The following is a 16,987-nucleotide window of genomic DNA, read 5'->3' on the forward strand; positions in this document are numbered from 1 at the left end:
TCAGGGAAGTTGAATATTACACAGCTATTTCAATCTGTGCAAGTTCATCAACCCATAAACAGGTGTAATAGTTTGTAAATCAATACCACTGAGCATAGAAATGGTGCACAGGACCGTGGCCTTTTCCGATTTGAAGTTCATCTGCGTGAATGATCGCCTGCGTGATGTAACGCTTGGCTTCTCTGGCTGCCATCGGAATATCCGTAGAAGACGGAAGCAGAGTTGCCAGAGCAGAAGACAGCGCACAGCCGGTGCCGTGTGTGTTCTTTGTCATCGTTCTTTCGGCACGGTAGCGAATCATGTGGCGGCCGTCGTAAAGCAAGTCTTCAGAGTAATCCACGCCTTCCATATGACCGCCTTTGAGATAGACCCAGCCGTGACAGCCTTTGAGTTTCCAAAGGTCATTAGCAGCCGCTTCCATCTGCTCATCGTCCGTAATGTCGACAGATTCAAGCAGTCGAGCAGCCTCGGGCAAATTAGGCGTTATCACGGTAGCCAGCGGAAGAAGTTCGTCGCGCAGTGTGGCTACGGCATCGTCGGTAAGCAGCGCATCACCGCTCTTTGCGACCATAACCGGGTCCAGAACGATGTAGCGAGGATTCCAATAACGCAGGCGTTCGGCAACACCCTTAATGAGATTTGAGTCAAACAGCATTCCGATTTTGACAGAATCAATGCGGACGTCTTCGAAAAGAACATCAATCTGCTTTTTGACAAAATCTGTCGGAATGGGAATCACGCCGAAAACGCCTTGCGTATTCTGTGCGGTTGCAGCGGTCACGACACCCGTTGCATATCCGCCCAACGAACTAATCGTTTTGACGTCTGCCAGGAGACCGGCGCCGCCCGAAGGGTCAATGCCGGCAATGGAAAGTACATTAGGATGCTTGATCTGCATTCGTATCACCTTTCAACAACATATCGATAACTTGGATTGTCCGCTCGGTAGCTCCGCGCTGCTCCTGCGCAAACTTCGCGGCTTTCTCTCCGATTTCGGCTCGTTTTGCAGGATCGCTAAGCACTTCGTCGGCAATTCGCAAAGCTTCCGTGAAACCGGCAGCACGAAGCAGAGCCCCCTCGGACTCAGCCTTTTTCACAATAAAGTCAAAATTAAAGATGCTCGGACCCACAATCACGGGAAGCCCGATGGCGCAAGGCTCAATCACACTTTGACAGCCGTAATTCTCGAAACTGCCGCCCATGATGACAAGCGAAGAAAGTGCATAGTAAAAGCCCATCTCGCCCATACTGTCACCTAAGACAATCTGAGGACCCTGCTTGGACAGCACAGTCTTCCAATCTCGGATTTGCGAGCGCTTGATGTAAGTAAAACCGCTCTTTTCGATAAGTTTGGCAACTTCTTCGAATCGCTGCGGATGACGCGGAACAATCAGAATCAGACGGTCCTCTAGAACGCCTGCAGCCTGCGCTTTCTTCAGCGCTTCCAAGAATTTCTGTTCTTCGCCTTCTCGGGAACTGGCCAGGCAGATGATGTCTCGTTCGGCATACTTCAAAATTTCCCGACCCGTCCTCAGCTGAATCGCGTTGGGCGTGAAATCAAATTTCAAGTTGCCTAGAACCTTCACATCGTGAGCACCGGCCGCCTTAAGACGCTCGGCGTCTTCTTCATATTGCGCCAGCGCCATCGTCAGACGTCCGAAAGCATCCTTGATCAGCGAACCGGCTTTTTGGCCTTGCTTAAAGGATTTTTCAGAGAGGCGCCCGTTGACCAAGACGGTCGGGATCCCCAACTTCTTGGTGAAGTACGTGAGGTTCGGCCAGACTTCCGTCTCCATCAGCAGGCAGAGGTCCGGCTGAGTAGCTTTCAAAAACTTTTTGACTGCCCTCGGCGTGTCGTAAGGCAAATAACACTGAGCAATTCGGTTTCCGAATTTCTGAGCGAATTTAGCCCCGACCTCACGACCCGTCGGCGTCATATGCGTATAAAGAATTTCGGTGTTGGGCCAGCGTTTAAGGATCGACTCGACCAAAGAAAATGTGGCTCGGGTCTCTCCGACGGAAACCGCATGTATCCAAATCCGGGTTCTTCCTTTAGTTCGCGGCGGATAGTGAGCCGTCCCGAATCGCTCGGACCAATGCTCCAGGTACTGCGGCTGTTTTCGCGAACGCTTATATAAATAGAGCATGGCTGCCGGCACCGCGGCGTAAAGCAAACCACTGTAAATCGGACGGGGAAGAATCATTCAATTACCTTTTCATAAGCGCTAAGCACTTCCTGAACTTGAGGACAGCATCCTACTCCGCCGAGAGCTTTCTTTTTGCCCTCTCCGACCAACGGAACCAGTTCGATCGGGTAGTCTCGAAAAATCCCGACGGTCGGCCGCCCCATTGCTGCGGACAGATGCGTCATACCGGTGTCCAAACCGATCACGGCGTCAGCAGAGGAAATCTTTTCCATCAGCTGTCCGATCGGCATACGCTCGGGAACCTCGGCAGCTGCGCCGAGTCTTGCCTGAATGCGCAGAACTCGCTCTTTTTCTTCCGGAGAGCCCCAGGGGAGCACGACCTTCTTGCCTCGGCGAATGAGTTCGCCTCCGAGTTCAATCCATTTTTCTTCAGGCCAAAGTTTCGTCTCGCGGCTAGTATTGCAGAAAAAGAAAACGCTGCCTGCAGATTCCGGAGAACCTTCAAACTGAAAGTTAAATTGAGGTTTTGTTGAACCGAGATCGTAGCCCAGACTTTTAGCCGCCAGTTCACGACAGCGGTCAACCGCGGATTTCTGCCGATCGACCGAAGACTTAACGGAATAAAGAATCGTAGCCAAAGGCTCCTTCCCCGAACGGCGATCGTATCCGGCCACAGGCGCATTTGTCCATGAAGCCAAGACCGCGCTTTTAATCAGTCCTTGAAGATCAATGACTAAATCGTAGTGTTTGCCGCGAAGCTTCTCGCGAAGAGCCTTGATCTGATCTCGTGTCGACTTTTCAAAAATTCGTTTTTTCCATTTTCTTACCGAGCACTCGATGACCTCGGCAACGCCCGCGACATGCCTGGGAATATCGGCAAACGAATCTTCGACCAGCCAGTCGATTTCGGCATCGGAAATAAAACGTTTGATATCCTCGACGACAGGGACGGCATGGACGACGTCCCCCATCGAAGTCGTTTTAACGATCAATATTCGCATTCGCTGCAAATTAGAACGGAAGTTTTGCTTCAGGTGCGACTTTCAAAATCTCTTCTTTGAAGCGATTCTGGATACGGGCCAAGGCTTCAGGCGTGTCTGCCTCAAAACGCAGAACAACTACGGGTGTGGTGTTGGATGGACGAGCCAGAGCAAAACCGTCCTTCCATTCAACACGAATACCGTCAATCGTAATAATGTCCTGAGCATCCTCAAACTTGGCATTTTCCTTCAAACGCTCGACCAGTTTGACGTTTTCACCTTCTTCGGTCGGAATCTGCAGTTCAGGAGTCGAGACTGCATTCGGGAGTGCTTTGAGAGGAACATTCGCATCGGCGCTTCGGGTCAAAATTTCCAACAAGCGGGTGGACGCGTAGACACCGTCATCAAAGCCGGGCCAGCGGTCATGGAAGAAAATGTGACCGCTCATTTCTCCGGCAAAGTCAGCATTGACTTCTTTCATCTTCGCCTTAATCAGCGAGTGACCGGTACGCGACATCACGCAGACGCCGCCGCGGGATTCGACGTACGGACGAATGTTGCGAGTGCATTTGACGTCATGAACAATAACTGCGCCGGGTTTATGAGCAAGAATGTCGCCGGCAAAGAGCATTGCCTGACGGTCCGGGAAAATGACTTCACCGTCCTTAGTCACAACACCCAAGCGGTCACCGTCGCCGTCATAGGCAATACCGATTTCGGCATCGCCTTCACGCAGAGCTTCCTTTATGTCTTCCAAATTTTCCAGTTTGGAGGGATCCGGATGATGATTCGGGAAGTGTCCGTCCACATTCGTAAACAAACCTTGTACTTCGACGCCGAGACGAGTCAGCAGGTCAACCGCCAAGGGGCCGGCAATACCGTTGCCCGCATCGACAACTGCCTTAATCGGTCGGGAAAGTTTGACGTCGGAAAGAATCTTTTCCATATAAGCAGGTACGACATCAACCTGTTCATAAGGCCCTTCTTTTTCAGCGGTGTAGAGTTCGTTGTTAACGATCATCTCGTAAATGTGCTGAATGGCAGGGCCGTAGAGCGTCTCATCCGCAAGCATCATCTTCAAACCGTTGTAGTCAGGAGGATTGTGGCTTCCGGTGACGGCAACGCCGCTTCCTGTTTTAAGGTAGACCGTACTGAAATAGAGCACCGGGGTCGGAACCGCACCGATGTCATAAACGCCGACTCCGGCCTTACGGATGCCTTTCATTAAAGCAGCCTGCAGACGAGGACCGCTCAGACGACCGTCTCTGCCCACACAGATGTGAGAAACATTTTTCTTTTGGGCCAGTGTGCCCAGTGCCATGCCGACTTTTTCGCAGACCTCTTCGGTCAGCGTCTTATCAACTATTCCGCGAATGTCATAAGCCTTAAAAATTGAACGGGAAATCGTTTCAGCCATCGTTTTCATCCAAAGAAAGAATAGTTACCGATTTTAACGGCTTTAGCGTCCGATGAACTACCGCAAAATGATGGCGGTAAAATTTGGAGAACATTCAATTGGGTCTTTAAAATGAACATTCTCAAACCCTCCATGGAGGCCATTCGCAACGCCTCTGTTCTTGTTGTCGGGGATGCGATGCTGGATCGATACTGGTTCGGCGATGCTTCCCGCATTTCTCCGGAAGCGCCCGTTCCCGTCGTTAAGGTAACCCGTACAGAAGACCGTCTCGGAGGCGCAGCCAACGTGGCTCGCAACTCAGCCAGCTTAGAAGCCCGTACTTCTCTGCTTGCGATCATCGGCGATGACGAAGCCGGCACCAAAATCATGGACCTCCTTGAGGCCTCCAAAGTTCGTCCGTGCCTTTACCGCGCTGAAAATTTCACTACAACACTCAAACTTCGTATTCTTGCGCGCAACCAGCAGATGCTGAGAACTGATTTTGAATCCTCCGTCGCAGGAACAGTCCTTGATCAGCACTCTCACCGCTTCACCTCTCTGCTGCCTGATCATGATGTCGTCATTCTTTCCGATTACGGCAAGGGCGGTTTGGACCGCATCGAAAATATGATCCAAGAGGGCCGCACTTTCGGCCGTCCGATCCTGATCGATCCGAAGGGAGACGACTACTCCCGATATAAAGACGCCACGGTGATCACGCCTAACCGCAACGAATTGGCCCAAGTTGTCGGAAAATGGAACAGTGAAGCCGACCTTTTCAACCGCGCACAAAACCTGCGAAAAGAATTAAATTTGGAGAAAATCCTTCTGACGCGAAGCGAAGAAGGCATGACCTTATTTGATGACGACGGTGCTTGGACCGTCCCCGCGCACGCCCGTGAGGTCTACGATGTGTCCGGCGCCGGTGATACGGTCATTTCCGTACTCGGTGTGATGCTCTCGGCCGGCTGCGACTGGCACACTGCCGTTTACATCGCCAACCAGGCCGGCGGCATCGTCGTCGGCAAACTCGGTACCGCAACTGTTACCCCGGAAGAACTCTTTAATACGCTTTAACTTGAGGAACTAGGAATGAGCTTTATTGTTACCGGTGCTGCCGGCTTTATCGGCGCCAATATCGTCAAAGGTCTCAACAACAGAGGCTGCAATGATGTCATCGCTGTCGACAACCTCACTCAGGCAGACAAGTTTGTCAATTTGGCCGACCACCACATCATCGATTATTTCGATAAGGTCGACTTCATTGAAAAAGTTAAAGCCCGCAAGATCGCAAAGCCCGAAGCCATTTTCCACGAAGGCGCCTGCTCCGACACCATGGAGCACAACGGCCACTACATGATGGAAAACAACTACCGCTATACGCTCGAGCTTTTCCGCTGGTGCCAGGAAGAAAAGATCCCCTTCATCTATGCTTCATCAGCCGCAACTTATGGCGCTTCCAATGTCTTTAAAGAAGACATTCGCTACGAAAAACCTTTGAACGTTTACGGTTATTCCAAATATCTGTTCGATCAGGTTCTGCGTAAAGAAATGCAGAAGGGTCTTACGGCTCCTGTCGCCGGACTTCGCTACTTCAATGTTTACGGTCCGCATGAACAGCACAAAGGCCGCATGGCTTCCGTGGCATACCACCAGTTCCACCAGTTCCGTAAGGACGGAAAGGTCAAACTTTTCGAGGGCTGCTTAGGTTATACAAACGGCGCCCAGATGCGTGACTTCGTTTACGTGGACGATGTCGTCGATGTGAACTTCTTCTGCTTAGATAAGTCCGTTTCCGGTATCTACAATTGCGGCACCGGAAAGGCTCAGCAGTTTAATGACGTCGCGCTGACCGTTGTTAATACACTGCGTGAACAGGAAGGCAAAGCCGCCTTGTCGCTTACCGAGGCTGTCAATCAGGGCTTCATCGAATACATTCCGTTCCCCGAAGCATTGGTCGGCAAGTATCAAGCCTATACACAGGCGGACCTCACTGAGCTCAGAAAAGCCGGATGCGAAGTTAAGTTTAAGAGCGTCCAGGAAGGTACCCGCCTCTACATGCTCGAACTTCTTAAAAAATTCGCATGAGATTTTGCTTTACCTTCACACCTCGGTTCAGCAGCGCGGTAAAAGCCGCGTTTCTGGATCGAGACGGCGTCATCAATGTCGACTACGCCTATGTCCACAGGCGGGAAAATTTCCATTTCATTCCCGGCGCGCTTGAGGGCGCTGCCGAGCTTGTCCGAAAAGGCTATCAGCCGGTTATCGTGACAAACCAGAGCGGCATCGGACGCGGCAAATACAGTATTGAAGAGTTTCGCGAGCTGAGCTTTTGGCTTGCCGGTGTTTTCGAGCGGCACAACGCTCCGCTCTCGGCCCTGTATTTTTGCCCTCACCATCCGACGCATGCTTTTGCTCCTTACCTGAAAGACTGCGATTGTCGAAAACCCAACCCCGGGATGCTGCTTCAAGCCGCGCAGGATCTCAATATTAACCTGACGCAAAGCGTTCTCATCGGTGATAAACCTTCCGACATACAAGCCGCCAAAGCCGCCGGCCTCTCCGAGGCTGTTTTAGTTCAGTCTGACGGCACAAAACCTTTAACCGAGTGCACCGTTCCGCACTTACAAGCGAAAGACCTTCTCGCCGCCGCTAAATTACTATGAGTCAGCATCTTCCTCCTCCTTCTTTCGAGAAAAAGATTGTTCCCTTCGAAGAGCTCGAAGAATTCGTAAGCAAGCTCCCGCATCCGATCGTCCTGACGAACGGCGTCTTTGACATCCTGCACCGCGGTCATGTGACTTACCTGGCACAAGCCGCTTCTCTAGGTGCCAGCTTGGTCGTCGCCGTCAACAGTGACGAATCCGTGCGGATGCTCGGCAAAGGACCGGACCGTCCGATTAATTCGGAAAACGACAGAGCCGCTGTCCTTGCCGCATTGGAAAGTACTGCCTGTGTTGTGATTTTCAAAGATAAGGTTCCGCTAGAAGTTGTAAAAAAAGTCCGCCCCGACATTTACGTCAAGGGCGGAGATTATGAGATCTCTCAGCTTCCTGAAGCCGAGATCGTTCACTCATACGGCGGAAAAGTTGTGACGGTCGCTTTTGACTACGACCGCAGCACAACCAAACTCCTCAATAAGGTCAGATCTAAATAATTCTGTAGCCTTCTTTACGGGCGTAGTGAACGGTTGCGTTCAGGAAGCCTTGTTTGGAGCCGCAGTCAAAGCGCTCTCCGTCGTACTTGCAGGCGATCGTTTTGCCTTTAGGAATTTCACGGGCGATCGCATCGGTCAGCTGGATTTCTCCTCCGGCACCGCGGTCGATCTTGCGAAGACTGTCAAAGATTTCAGGTTCAAGAACATAGCGTCCGATCACTGCCATGGTCGAGGGTGCAACCTGAGGATCAGGTTTCTCAACAATAGAGCGGATCGTCGGACACTTCTCGTGTTCACCGTTAACTTCGACAATACCGTATTGTTTGGTCAGTTCACGAGGAACGGTTTGTACAGCAAGTACGTTGCCGCCGTCATTCTCTTCACGGGCCTTGATCAGCTGGGCAATCGCAGGCTGTTTGGCATCAATCAGGTCATCAGCCAGTAAAACGGCAAACGGCTCTTCCCCGACAACGGGCTGTGCGCAGAGAACTGCGTGTCCCAGGCCAAGCGGTTCAGGCTGACGGATAAAAATGAAATTAATTCCGGGCGGCACAACTGCTTTCAATGTAGCCAAAAGGGCATTCTTATTTTTGCTCTTTAAGTCGCGCTCAAGCTCGGGCGCGCTGTCAAAGTGGTCTTCAATGGCGCGTTTATGGCGGCCGGTAATGAAGATCATATCTGTAATACCGGCAGCTGCTGCCTCTTCAACTGCGTACTGGATCAAAGGTTTATCCACCACGGGAAGCATCTCTTTCGGCATCGCTTTCGTTGCGGGAAGGAAACGAGTGCCGAGTCCGGCAACCGGGAATACTGCTTTTCTAACAGGTTTCATTTTCGTCATTTGAGTACAAAACACTACTGCGGTAAGTTTAATCGTCTTCTCAAAAAATTCGAACCTTAGCCGTTTGCGATCGCTTTGGCCAAAGCCTCCGCCGCATTCGCATCGTTAGCTATATATTCGTCGCCCCAGATTTCTTGGAGCTTAGCTCTCATACGTTCCTCACAAATCTTTGCGACTTCGTGGCGCGTGAGATCTTTTGTGTTGGTAATCGGTTCCAAAAAGTGAACAACCACTTCGACGTCTTCCATCGTGACGACATTCCACAAGGAACCGAACAAAGTGACATCGCCGGAAAAAGCAGCCTGCTTAGTCGGCTTTCCTTTGTTTTTGTAGGAAAGAATCACGGGCTGGACCGTTGCTCCGATCTCACAGGCCGGCGCAATAAAGTTGGCTTTAATCGGCAGAAGTTCATTGCCGAAAGTTGTGGTACCTTCGGCGAAAATCGTGACAGCTTCGCAGTTGCAAAGCGCACCGCGAATGTCATCGTTGATGCGCAAAATCGCACGCTTACTTGAGCGATTGATAAAAAGCGTTCCGATCTGCTGAGCGATCAACCCGAAAATCGGCCACTTCGCAATTTCGGTCTTCGCGATAAAGCGACTAGGAAGCTGGGAGTCCAAAGAGAAGATGTCCAGCCAAGAAACATGGTTGCTCAAAACCAGACAGGCCGGAGGTGTATCTGTCAGACCGCATTCATGCAGCAGCTCGGGTACATGGCCTTCATAACTGCAGCGAACCCCGGCAAGCTTCAGCACCTGAGTCGGATAATAGCGAAGCATCCTGCCTTTTTCTTTGCGGTCTACGCGTTTAAACCGCGTATACGCCTGAAAAAGACAAACGAAGGTATAACAAATGACTCGGCTGAACCGCCAAATGCCTTTAATGGTTTTCATTTTTATCTCCGGGAACTTTGTTCAGCCATTGGTCAAGAATAATCGCAGCGGCCTCATCGTCGATGGGCTCGTCGTCATCGGCATCATGATAGCTTTCAGCCTCTACCGAGCTGTAGCGCTCGTCTTCCCGAACCACGGGAATCCCGTACCGGCCTTCCACTTGATTAGCGAAACGTTCGCAGATCGGCGTCATGTCATTCGGTTTGCCGTCTTTATGACGAGGTACACCGACTACAACAGCGGCAGGCTGCCACTCCGAGAGCACCTGTGTAATTTCTGCCCATTTCTGATCATTCTTTTTCCAGTGAATGATTCTCAGAGGGCGTGCAGACTTGGTCAATAAATTTCCGACGGCGACGCCGATCCTTTTTAAACCGTAATCAAAAGCAATGACAATCGAATCTTCCGACAGTCTTTCCAGTGCAGATTGCTGAGACATCTTATTTAAGTAACGAAAAAGGGGCCGAAACTTGTCCTGAGAACGCCCCTGAAAAGCCCTATTCTAATTCTCAAGAGGCTTTTTCTTTTCCTTTCTAAAAGCGAAAAGCCTTAATTAGGCTCCTTGTCGCCTAAAATTCGCTCATATACGTGAGGAGAAAAAACAATGGTTGAGTTCAGTGCGACGCTCTCAGACGCTCTCGCTCCGGTAACACTCATTTCCGGTGTGGGTTTGCTGCTGGTGTCCATGTCTGCGCGCTATTGCCATGCCACAAGCCGAATCCGTCAGCTGCTGGCTGAACGAAAAGAAGAATCCGAAGATTTCCATGAAGAAATCGACCAGTCCATCGACCTGATTTACAAGCGTGCCAGCCTTCTTAAAACCGGCATCCTGACATTGATGATCTCGGCCGCTTTCAGCAGTCTGCAGGTTTTGGTGATCGTAATCGAACGCCTCTTCAGCCTGGACTTATCTCTGATGAAATCAACAATGCTGCTGGCCTCCGTGATCTTCATCGTCATCTCAAGCTGTATTTACGTCAGTGAAGTTCAGGTTTCGGTAAAAGCGCTCGGCTTAACCGTCCACCATCACAACAGACCGCAATAGGAGAACAAAAATGCTTTCTTACGCGGTAACGCTTTCCGATGCTTTGACGCCGATCACTTTGATTTCCGGCGTCGGCCTGCTGCTTTTGGCTATGACAGCCCGCTACAACTACACCACCGACCGAGTGCGCGCTTTGCTTAAAGAGCGTCGTCAAAAAGCGCCGGTGATTGATCCCGTCCTTGAAAAAGCCATTCGACTCACTTACGAGCGCAGCCACTTATTGAAGAACGCAATTCTGGCAGTGACGACTTCTGCTGCCTTCTCCGGTATTCTCGTTTTGGTGACGATCCTTGAACACCTTCTAGAGCTGAAGATGGAAGTTTGGAAATCCACGATGCTCCTGACCGCTGTCGTCTTCATTGTCGTCTCTACCATTTTCTTTGTGCTGGAAGTCCAAATTTCTCTGAAGACCATCCGCACCTCCATTCGCGTCGCGAGAGGCTCATAGTGGTGCAGTTCCGCTGATTATTTCCTCCAAAAAGGCGATGATGGAACCATCGTCATTGGAGGAAAATATGACACAAAATTACGCAAACAATCGTGTGGTAAATGAACTGCTGATGCCTCTTAAGAAGCGCAGCGGTGCAATGATCGGCTGGGGTATCTTCTGTATCGTCCTCGGTACGATCGGTTTATTTGCGCCTATCGCATTCTCGGTCGGCGTCACGATCTTTATTGGTGCAATGCTTTTGGTTTCCGGTGCAACCGGCTTAGCCCTTTTCTGGAAAGCAGAAGGCTGGGGTGCAAGAACCGCCGCCATTGTCCTTGCCCTTCTGACCGCTTTAACCGGCCTGCTTCTGATGTTCTATCCGATTGCCGGAACTGAAACACTCACACTCTTCCTGGCCTCTTACTTCATCGCCATCGGCTTAGTTAAATGCTGGGCCGCTCTGTCCAATACGGATGCAAAAGGCTGGGGACTGATGCTCTTCTCCGCCATCGTTTCTTTACTGTTGGGCGGCTGCCTCTGGTGGGGTTGGCCTCAGAGCGCTACATGGATTTTCGGCATCTTCGTTGCAATCGAACTGATCTTCGACGGATGGACCGCCCTTATGTTCGGTCTTGAAGTCAGAGCTCTTCCGGACGACGATAACGACAATAAGTAATTTGCAGCATCTAGAGATCTAAAATCCCGCTTTGCAGCTTCGCAGAGCGGGATTTTTATTTGCTCGGGCTCAGGACATCCGGCCGAGCACGGATGTCCTCACGGGTTATTCAGTTAAGTCTTTTCCGGCTTCTTTCTGAACATCAGCTGTCAGCTGGTCAAGCATGCGATCAGAGAACTTCTCGAGACGTTCGATCTGATCAGCGCTGTCGAGTTTCAGGAGGTCATCCAAAGAAGATTCCTGAACCGGATAGCTGTACTGCACGCGGATGCCCTGGATCGTGTCGTCGAGCGTGAAAGAGCTCAGGCGTTCAGACAAGCCCTGCGGCAGAATAACCGGCAGTGTTTCTCTTCTCATCGGCGCTTCGGAAGCCGGCAAAATCGGCATCGGAGTTTCCGACAAGTCTTTGAGCATTTCGAAGATATGGGCGAACGGCACGGAGATGTTGAGCATCATTACGTCGCGTTCCAGATGAATATATTCTTTACCTTCGATTGTCTCCGAGGACGGAACGCCGGAAGGAATAAGACCGGTTTCTCCGATGGACTGCGTCATGCAAAGTGCAATGTCGGATGTCCAGTCCGGAGCTTTGCCGATTTCGTAATAGACGTCCTGTTCCATCAAGTTTGCGATGGCGTAGAAGCCATAAGTAGGATTCTTCTCGGCGATACTCTTTAAGATCGACTGAGCATGACGAAGATTCTTAATCATGACCGGGAAGCTGATAACACGGAAAATTCCGTCAGGAGCAGCAAAATAGGTCGGCAGTCTTTTATCCCCGACCAGCCAAGTCAGATGGTACATCTCTTCGGCTTTTTTCTTTGCGAGCTGGTCCCACATGGAAGGAAAGCCATTTTCGTAAAGCATGGCAAAGACTTGAATCAGCGGAGTGGTATCGGACTGCTCCGTCGCGCTGCCCTCTTCGCCTTCCCAAACCTGAGTGGCTGTGTAGCGATGAGTCTTAGCACCCCAATTCAGCGTGATTTTGGCTTTTTGCTGAGCGTCCGACCATTCCGCTCTCCAGCCCTCAGCAGTCAGCAGAAATGTCCCTTCGTTCAGCGGTCCGAAAACCAAATACGGAGGAAGATCCGCCGGTGACTTCACCGCTTCCGGTTTGAAAGCACCCCAGTTAAAGGCACTTCTCGATGGAGAAGGCGCATTGACTAATGCAATCTGAAAAAGCTCGCCTAAGTTCTTATCGTCAAAAGGCTCTTGAGAAGCCTGTTTTTCTGTCTGATCTAACATACGCAAAATCCTTCCGTTTCATTTCTTTATGTTCGGCAGAGTGTACACCGAGAAAAAATAATGACCTGTCATTCAAGACCGCTTTAAGCTCCGAAAAAAGAAGGCCCCCGAAGGAGCCCTCAATTCAAAACCGACAAAAAATTAACCTACCCAGAAGCGAGCGTTTTGGAAGATTCTCGCCCACGGCGTCACGTTCTTCAGCAGCGGTGAGCGCCAGGACATTTGGGTTGCACGCCAGCTGCGTTCGGGGTGCGGCATCATAATCGTCGCGCGTCCGTCTGCTGTCGTAAATGCCGTCTTACCGCCGTGAGAGCCGTTCGGATTGAGCGGATAGACTTCGGTCGGCATCTGTTTAGAGTCGACATAGCAGGCGGCGCAGATTGCCTCAGCCTCATCTAACGGATTCGCCCAATAAGCACGTCCTTCGCCGTGAGAGTTCACGATCGGGAGTGTGGCACCGGTCATATCCGTAAAGAAGATAGACGGGGACTCAAGGATTTTGACATTGACCAAACGAGCTTCGAACTGCTCAGAGAGGTTGCGAACGAAAGCAGGCCAATGATCAGCACCGGGGATAAGATCCTTGAGCTGAGAAATCATCTGGCAGCCGTTGCAGACGCCCAACGTAAACGTTGTCGGCGTTTCGAAGAAGCGGCGGAACGAGCTCTGCAGTTTGGCGTTGTGCAGAATGGTCTTCGCCCATCCGCCGCCGGCGCCTAACACGTCACCGTAGGAGAAGCCGCCGCAAGCTGCCAAACCCACAAAGTCGGCAAGCTTGGCTCTGCCTTCGAGAAGGTCGGTCATATGAACGTCTACGGCATCAAAACCTGCCTGCAGGAAGGCGCTGGCCATCTCGTTCTGGCTGTTAACGCCCTGTTCTCTCAGGATCGCAACCTTCGGACGAACACCGGTATTGATAAAAGGAGCCGCCAGGTTTTCTTCCGGATCAAAGCCCATCGTCAGCACTAAGCCGCCGTTGTGCTTATCGGAGATGAGCTCGTACTCGCTGTCAACGCATTCGGGATTGTCACGCATTCTGGCAATCTGCCAGCTGACTTCATTCCAAGCTTTCTGCAGGTCGACGCGATCTTCCGAAAGAACGCATTTGCCTTCAAGATAAATATTGAGGTGATCGTCCTGAGTCAGGTTGCCCAGATACTTGAGCGACCAGCCCATGCCGGCAGCTTCAAAGTCTCTTTCCACTTCGGCAGCGCGTCCGCGAGCGACCTGAATGACCGCGCCGAGCTCTTCATTGAACAATGCCTGGTTAAGCGTACGGTCTTTGCTCACAAGCGCATCGGCCACAATTTCTACGCCGACATGGCTAGCAAACATCATTTCGCAGAGGGCTGCAGCCAAACCGCCGTCGCTTCTGTCGTGATAAGCGAGAATCGCGCCTTTGGCGGATAAGGAACGAATCAGCTCAAGGAACTTTTTCAGCTCTTTGGGGTCTTCCATATCCGGTGTCACGGAATCAAAACGCTGCGTCACTTGAGAGTAAACAGAGCCGCCGAGACGATCTTTGCCGTGTCCGAGGTCAATCAGCAGCAAGGAGCTGTCGCGAACCGATTCAGCAAACATCGGAAGCAGGTTGTTTCGAATGTCATAAACCGGTGCCGCAGCGGAAACCACTAAGGAAACAGGCGAGACCACGGTCTTGGCTTCTCCGGCTTGGTCTTTCCAGGAAGTCTTCATGGAAAGAGAATCTTTACCGACGGGGATGCTGACGCCTAATTCCTGACAGAAACTGCTGGCTGCACTGACTCCGTCATAGAGCGCAGCGTCCTGGCCTTTAACACCGCAGGCACCCATCCAGTTAGCCGACAAGATAATACGGTCGAGGTTTACGTCGGCGCTGACCAGATTCGTCAGAGCTTCGCCAATAGCCATGCGGCTTGCTGCCGCAGCGTTAGAAACGGCAATCGGCGTTTTTTCGCCCATAGCCATTGCTTCGCCCTTGAACTCTTCAAAGGAAACTGCCGTTACAGCAGCATCTGCAACCGGGACCTGCCAAGGACCGACCATCTGATCGCGGACAGTCATGCCGCCGACGGTTCTGTCGCCGATCGTGATCAGGAATTTCTTGCTTCCGACAGTCGGATGAGCCAGAACTTCATATAAAGCTTTGCGCGTATCGACTGCCTTGTCTGTTTCCATCTTCACGGGCTCAGCGTGTTCTGCATCGCGGTGCATCTTCGGCGTTTTGCCGAGCAATACGCTCATAGGCATATCTACTGCAGGTTCTTCGCCCTGTCTGCGCGTGACGACTAACTCGTCATCGGCAGAAATTTCACCGAGCACAGCATATGGGCAGCGTTCACGTTTGCAGTACTGATCGAACTGTTCAAGACGTGCTGGATCGATCGCCAAAGAATATCTTTCCTGCGATTCGTTACACCAAATCTCGAGCGGGCTCATGCCGCTTTCTTCAACCGGGACTTTGTTCAGATCCAGTTTTGCGCCCTTACCGGAAAGGTCTGCCAGTTCGGGCATTGCGTTAGAAAGACCGCCCGCCCCGATATCGTGAATCGCCAGGATCGGATTTTCCTCGCCGGCTTCCCAGCAGCGGTCGATCACTTCCTGTGCGCGGCGTTCCATTTCCGGGTTGCCGCGCTGAACGCTGGCAAAGTCTAAGGATTCACTGTTGGCACCTGCACCCATGGAAGAAGCCGCACCGCCGCCGATACCGATACGCATGCCCGGACCGCCCAGCACCACAAGGAGCGTGCCTGTCGGAAGTCCGAGTTTATGTGTCTGATCGTTGCGGATGTTGCCTAGACCGCCGGCCAGCATAATAGGCTTGTGATAGCCGTAGCGAGTTCCGTCAACGTTGGCTTCGAAAGAGCGGAAGTACCCAAGAATGTTGGGGCGGCCGAATTCGTTGTTAAATGCAGCGCCGCCGAGCGGACCTTCGATCATGATCTCCAGCGGAGAAGCCATGCGGGAGGGCGCCCCGTAGTAAGGAGCGGCCTCAGAAGCCTTACTGACATCTCTGTCATTTTCCCAGGCCTGTTCATGTCCCGGAAGTCGAAGCGCAGAGACGGTAAATCCGGTTAAGCCGGCTTTAGGTCTTGCTCCCCGGCCGGTTGCACCTTCATCTCGAATCTCACCGCCGGAGCCGGTTGAAGCGCCGGGGAACGGGGAGATTGCGGTCGGATGGTTATGCGTCTCGACTTTGAAGACGGAGTGCGTCGGCTCAACGACGGTGGAATAAGAACGGCCGCCGACGGCGTCTTCATTTCCTCGCGGATACATACGGGCCGTATCGCCGCCCTCGAAAATAGCGGCATTGTCGGAATACGCAACAATGGTTCCTTCCGGATGAGCCTTATGCGTTTCGCGGATCATAGAAAAAAGTGACTTGTCTTTCTCTTCTCCGTCGATGGTCCAGCTGGCGTTAAAAATCTTATGGCGGCAGTGCTCGGAGTTGGCCTGAGCAAACATCATGAGCTCAACATCCGTTGGATTGCGGTTCAGCTTGGTAAAGGCATCAATTAAATATTGAATTTCGTCCTCATTCAATGCCAGACCGAGTTCGACATTTGCCTTTTCAAGCGCTTCTCTGCCTTGTCCGACGATATCGATCGACTGCATGTCCTTGCCTTTTGCATCGGCAAACACGATGGCCGGATTCACGTCTGGGCTCACGACACTTTCTGTCATGCGATCATGCAGAACGGCAGCGATTGCTTCGCGTTCTTCGGGCTTGAGGACAGCATTTCCTTTCAGAATCAATTCATAGCAAGTGCCTCGTTCCACTCGAAGCACTTTCTTGAGTCCGCAGTTATGAACGATATCCGTCGCCTTAGAGGCCCAGGGAGAAATCGTTCCCAAACGCGGAATAACCATAAAGCGTTCGGTTGAAGCGGTAACAATTGCTTCCTCTCCGTAGTCGAGGATCGATTCCAGCGTGTGAAACTCTTCAGAGGAAAGAGCGCCGTCTACATTGACAAAATGAATATAGCGGCTGTTGAGAGTAACAACTTCCGGACAGATCTTTTGAATCTTTTTCAAAAGACGTTCCGTCCTAAAGTCGGAAAGTGCACGTGAGGCATCGAGGCGTAACTGTGTCGTATTGCTCATTTTTAAGCTTTGTTCCTGTGGGGGAATTCGCTTCCTCCGGGATTGTGGATCAAGATTGAAAGAGGTTTGGAGTCAGTATTCTAATATTTTCGAC

General features: G+C 51.6%; 16 protein-coding genes. 7 read left to right on the forward strand and 9 right to left on the reverse strand.

The window, feature by feature from the left end:
• Positions 1-79: 79 nt before the first annotated feature.
• Genes thiD through ACZND6_RS02515 form a run of 4 tightly spaced genes read right to left on the reverse strand, consistent with a single transcriptional unit; the run spans position 80 to position 4,553 of the window.
• Positions 80-898, reverse strand: a complete 819-nt coding sequence (gene thiD / locus ACZND6_RS02500; protein ID WP_489524367.1) for a bifunctional hydroxymethylpyrimidine kinase/phosphomethylpyrimidine kinase — start codon at positions 896-898, stop codon at positions 80-82.
• Positions 879-2,204, reverse strand: a complete 1,326-nt coding sequence (locus tag ACZND6_RS02505; RefSeq protein ID WP_293737066.1) for a 3-deoxy-D-manno-octulosonic acid transferase — start codon at positions 2,202-2,204, stop codon at positions 879-881. Before ACZND6_RS02505 ends, thiD begins: the two co-directional genes overlap by 20 nt.
• Entirely contained in the window at positions 2,201-3,148 is a 948-nt protein-coding gene (gene waaC, locus ACZND6_RS02510) for a lipopolysaccharide heptosyltransferase I (RefSeq protein WP_293737067.1), read from the reverse strand. Before waaC ends, ACZND6_RS02505 begins: the two co-directional genes overlap by 4 nt.
• Positions 3,149-3,158: 10 nt before the next feature.
• Positions 3,159-4,553 carry a phosphomannomutase/phosphoglucomutase gene (locus ACZND6_RS02515; protein ID WP_279175515.1) on the reverse strand — a complete coding sequence of 465 codons (1,395 nt, stop codon included), beginning with the start codon at positions 4,551-4,553 and terminating at the stop codon, positions 3,159-3,161.
• Between the two features lie 102 nt (positions 4,554-4,655).
• On the opposite strand from ACZND6_RS02515, the gene rfaE1 reads away from it, so the two are divergent.
• The 4 genes from rfaE1 to rfaE2 are packed head-to-tail and all read left to right on the forward strand — an operon-like array spanning position 4,656 to position 7,680.
• Complete coding sequence (rfaE1, locus tag ACZND6_RS02520) at positions 4,656-5,600, forward strand: D-glycero-beta-D-manno-heptose-7-phosphate kinase (protein WP_293704459.1); 945 nt, start codon at positions 4,656-4,658, stop codon at positions 5,598-5,600.
• Positions 5,601-5,615: 15 nt separating this feature from the next.
• Positions 5,616-6,611: an ADP-glyceromanno-heptose 6-epimerase gene (gene rfaD, locus ACZND6_RS02525; RefSeq protein WP_022100590.1), complete on the forward strand. Its 996-nt coding sequence runs from the start codon at positions 5,616-5,618 to the stop codon at positions 6,609-6,611.
• Positions 6,608-7,189, forward strand: a complete 582-nt coding sequence (gene gmhB / locus ACZND6_RS02530) for a D-glycero-beta-D-manno-heptose 1,7-bisphosphate 7-phosphatase (RefSeq protein ID WP_293737069.1) — start codon at positions 6,608-6,610, stop codon at positions 7,187-7,189. Before rfaD ends, gmhB begins: the two co-directional genes overlap by 4 nt.
• Positions 7,186-7,680 (forward strand): D-glycero-beta-D-manno-heptose 1-phosphate adenylyltransferase, encoded by a 495-nt coding sequence (rfaE2, locus tag ACZND6_RS02535; protein WP_022100592.1) that lies wholly within the window; start codon positions 7,186-7,188, stop codon positions 7,678-7,680. The genes gmhB and rfaE2 overlap by 4 nt, the downstream gene beginning before the upstream one ends.
• Here rfaE2 and galU read toward each other — a convergent pair.
• From galU to ruvX, 3 genes are all read right to left on the reverse strand, one after another.
• Entirely contained in the window at positions 7,673-8,512 is an 840-nt protein-coding gene (gene galU, locus ACZND6_RS02540) for a UTP--glucose-1-phosphate uridylyltransferase GalU (RefSeq protein WP_046447634.1), read from the reverse strand. The two genes, rfaE2 and galU, sit on opposite strands and share 8 nt — an antisense overlap.
• A 65-nt stretch (positions 8,513-8,577) precedes the next feature.
• A complete protein-coding gene (locus ACZND6_RS02545; protein WP_293737070.1) occupies positions 8,578-9,414 on the reverse strand; it encodes a lysophospholipid acyltransferase family protein in 837 nt (278 codons plus the stop codon).
• Complete coding sequence (gene ruvX, locus ACZND6_RS02550) at positions 9,401-9,853, reverse strand: Holliday junction resolvase RuvX (RefSeq protein WP_293704449.1); 453 nt, start codon at positions 9,851-9,853, stop codon at positions 9,401-9,403. The genes ACZND6_RS02545 and ruvX overlap by 14 nt, the downstream gene beginning before the upstream one ends.
• 165 nt (positions 9,854-10,018) lie before the next feature.
• On the opposite strand from ruvX, the gene ACZND6_RS02555 reads away from it, so the two are divergent.
• The 3 genes from ACZND6_RS02555 (at position 10,019) to ACZND6_RS02565 (ending at position 11,565) form a co-directional block, all read left to right on the forward strand.
• Positions 10,019-10,459: a DUF2721 domain-containing protein gene (locus ACZND6_RS02555; RefSeq protein WP_008810191.1), complete on the forward strand. Its 441-nt coding sequence runs from the start codon at positions 10,019-10,021 to the stop codon at positions 10,457-10,459.
• Positions 10,460-10,469: 10 nt separating this feature from the next.
• The gene (locus ACZND6_RS02560) at positions 10,470-10,907 is read left to right on the forward strand and encodes a DUF2721 domain-containing protein (RefSeq protein WP_370748177.1); all 438 of its coding nucleotides are present in this window, start codon (positions 10,470-10,472) and stop codon (positions 10,905-10,907) included.
• Between the two features lie 67 nt (positions 10,908-10,974).
• Positions 10,975-11,565 (forward strand): HdeD family acid-resistance protein, encoded by a 591-nt coding sequence (locus ACZND6_RS02565; RefSeq protein WP_293737071.1) that lies wholly within the window; start codon positions 10,975-10,977, stop codon positions 11,563-11,565.
• Positions 11,566-11,670: 105 nt separating this feature from the next.
• Here ACZND6_RS02565 and ACZND6_RS02570 read toward each other — a convergent pair whose 3' ends face one another.
• Together ACZND6_RS02570 and purL are read right to left on the reverse strand one after the other, a co-directional pair.
• On the reverse strand, positions 11,671-12,810 hold the full coding sequence (locus ACZND6_RS02570) for a hypothetical protein (RefSeq protein WP_489524368.1): 1,140 nt from the start codon (positions 12,808-12,810) through the stop codon (positions 11,671-11,673).
• A gap of 141 nt (positions 12,811-12,951) precedes the next feature.
• Entirely contained in the window at positions 12,952-16,893 is a 3,942-nt protein-coding gene (gene purL / locus ACZND6_RS02575; RefSeq protein WP_418806530.1) for a phosphoribosylformylglycinamidine synthase, read from the reverse strand.
• Between the last annotated feature and the right edge of the window lie 94 nt (positions 16,894-16,987).

Source organism: Parasutterella sp. (assembly GCF_057870745.1).

What these genes read in the sequence shown, in the direction of transcription:
- ACZND6_RS02545 (WP_293737070.1), bottom strand. Translation starts at nt 9,414, where the DNA reads ATGAAAACCATTAAAGGCATTTGGCGGTTCAGCCGAGTCATTTGTTAT.
- galU (WP_046447634.1), bottom strand. Translation starts at nt 8,512, where the DNA reads ATGAAACCTGTTAGAAAAGCAGTATTCCCGGTTGCCGGACTCGGCACT.
- thiD (WP_489524367.1), bottom strand. Translation starts at nt 898, where the DNA reads ATGCAGATCAAGCATCCTAATGTACTTTCCATTGCCGGCATTGACCCT.
- ACZND6_RS02555 (WP_008810191.1), top strand. Translation starts at nt 10,019, where the DNA reads ATGGTTGAGTTCAGTGCGACGCTCTCAGACGCTCTCGCTCCGGTAACA.
- rfaE1 (WP_293704459.1), top strand. Translation starts at nt 4,656, where the DNA reads ATGAACATTCTCAAACCCTCCATGGAGGCCATTCGCAACGCCTCTGTT.
- ACZND6_RS02560 (WP_370748177.1), top strand. Translation starts at nt 10,470, where the DNA reads ATGCTTTCTTACGCGGTAACGCTTTCCGATGCTTTGACGCCGATCACT.
- rfaD (WP_022100590.1), top strand. Translation starts at nt 5,616, where the DNA reads ATGAGCTTTATTGTTACCGGTGCTGCCGGCTTTATCGGCGCCAATATC.
- rfaE2 (WP_022100592.1), top strand. Translation starts at nt 7,186, where the DNA reads ATGAGTCAGCATCTTCCTCCTCCTTCTTTCGAGAAAAAGATTGTTCCC.
- ACZND6_RS02505 (WP_293737066.1), bottom strand. Translation starts at nt 2,204, where the DNA reads ATGATTCTTCCCCGTCCGATTTACAGTGGTTTGCTTTACGCCGCGGTG.
- ACZND6_RS02515 (WP_279175515.1), bottom strand. Translation starts at nt 4,553, where the DNA reads ATGAAAACGATGGCTGAAACGATTTCCCGTTCAATTTTTAAGGCTTAT.
- ruvX (WP_293704449.1), bottom strand. Translation starts at nt 9,853, where the DNA reads ATGTCTCAGCAATCTGCACTGGAAAGACTGTCGGAAGATTCGATTGTC.
- gmhB (WP_293737069.1), top strand. Translation starts at nt 6,608, where the DNA reads ATGAGATTTTGCTTTACCTTCACACCTCGGTTCAGCAGCGCGGTAAAA.
- purL (WP_418806530.1), bottom strand. Translation starts at nt 16,893, where the DNA reads ATGAGCAATACGACACAGTTACGCCTCGATGCCTCACGTGCACTTTCC.
- ACZND6_RS02565 (WP_293737071.1), top strand. Translation starts at nt 10,975, where the DNA reads ATGACACAAAATTACGCAAACAATCGTGTGGTAAATGAACTGCTGATG.
- ACZND6_RS02570 (WP_489524368.1), bottom strand. Translation starts at nt 12,810, where the DNA reads ATGTTAGATCAGACAGAAAAACAGGCTTCTCAAGAGCCTTTTGACGAT.
- waaC (WP_293737067.1), bottom strand. Translation starts at nt 3,148, where the DNA reads ATGCGAATATTGATCGTTAAAACGACTTCGATGGGGGACGTCGTCCAT.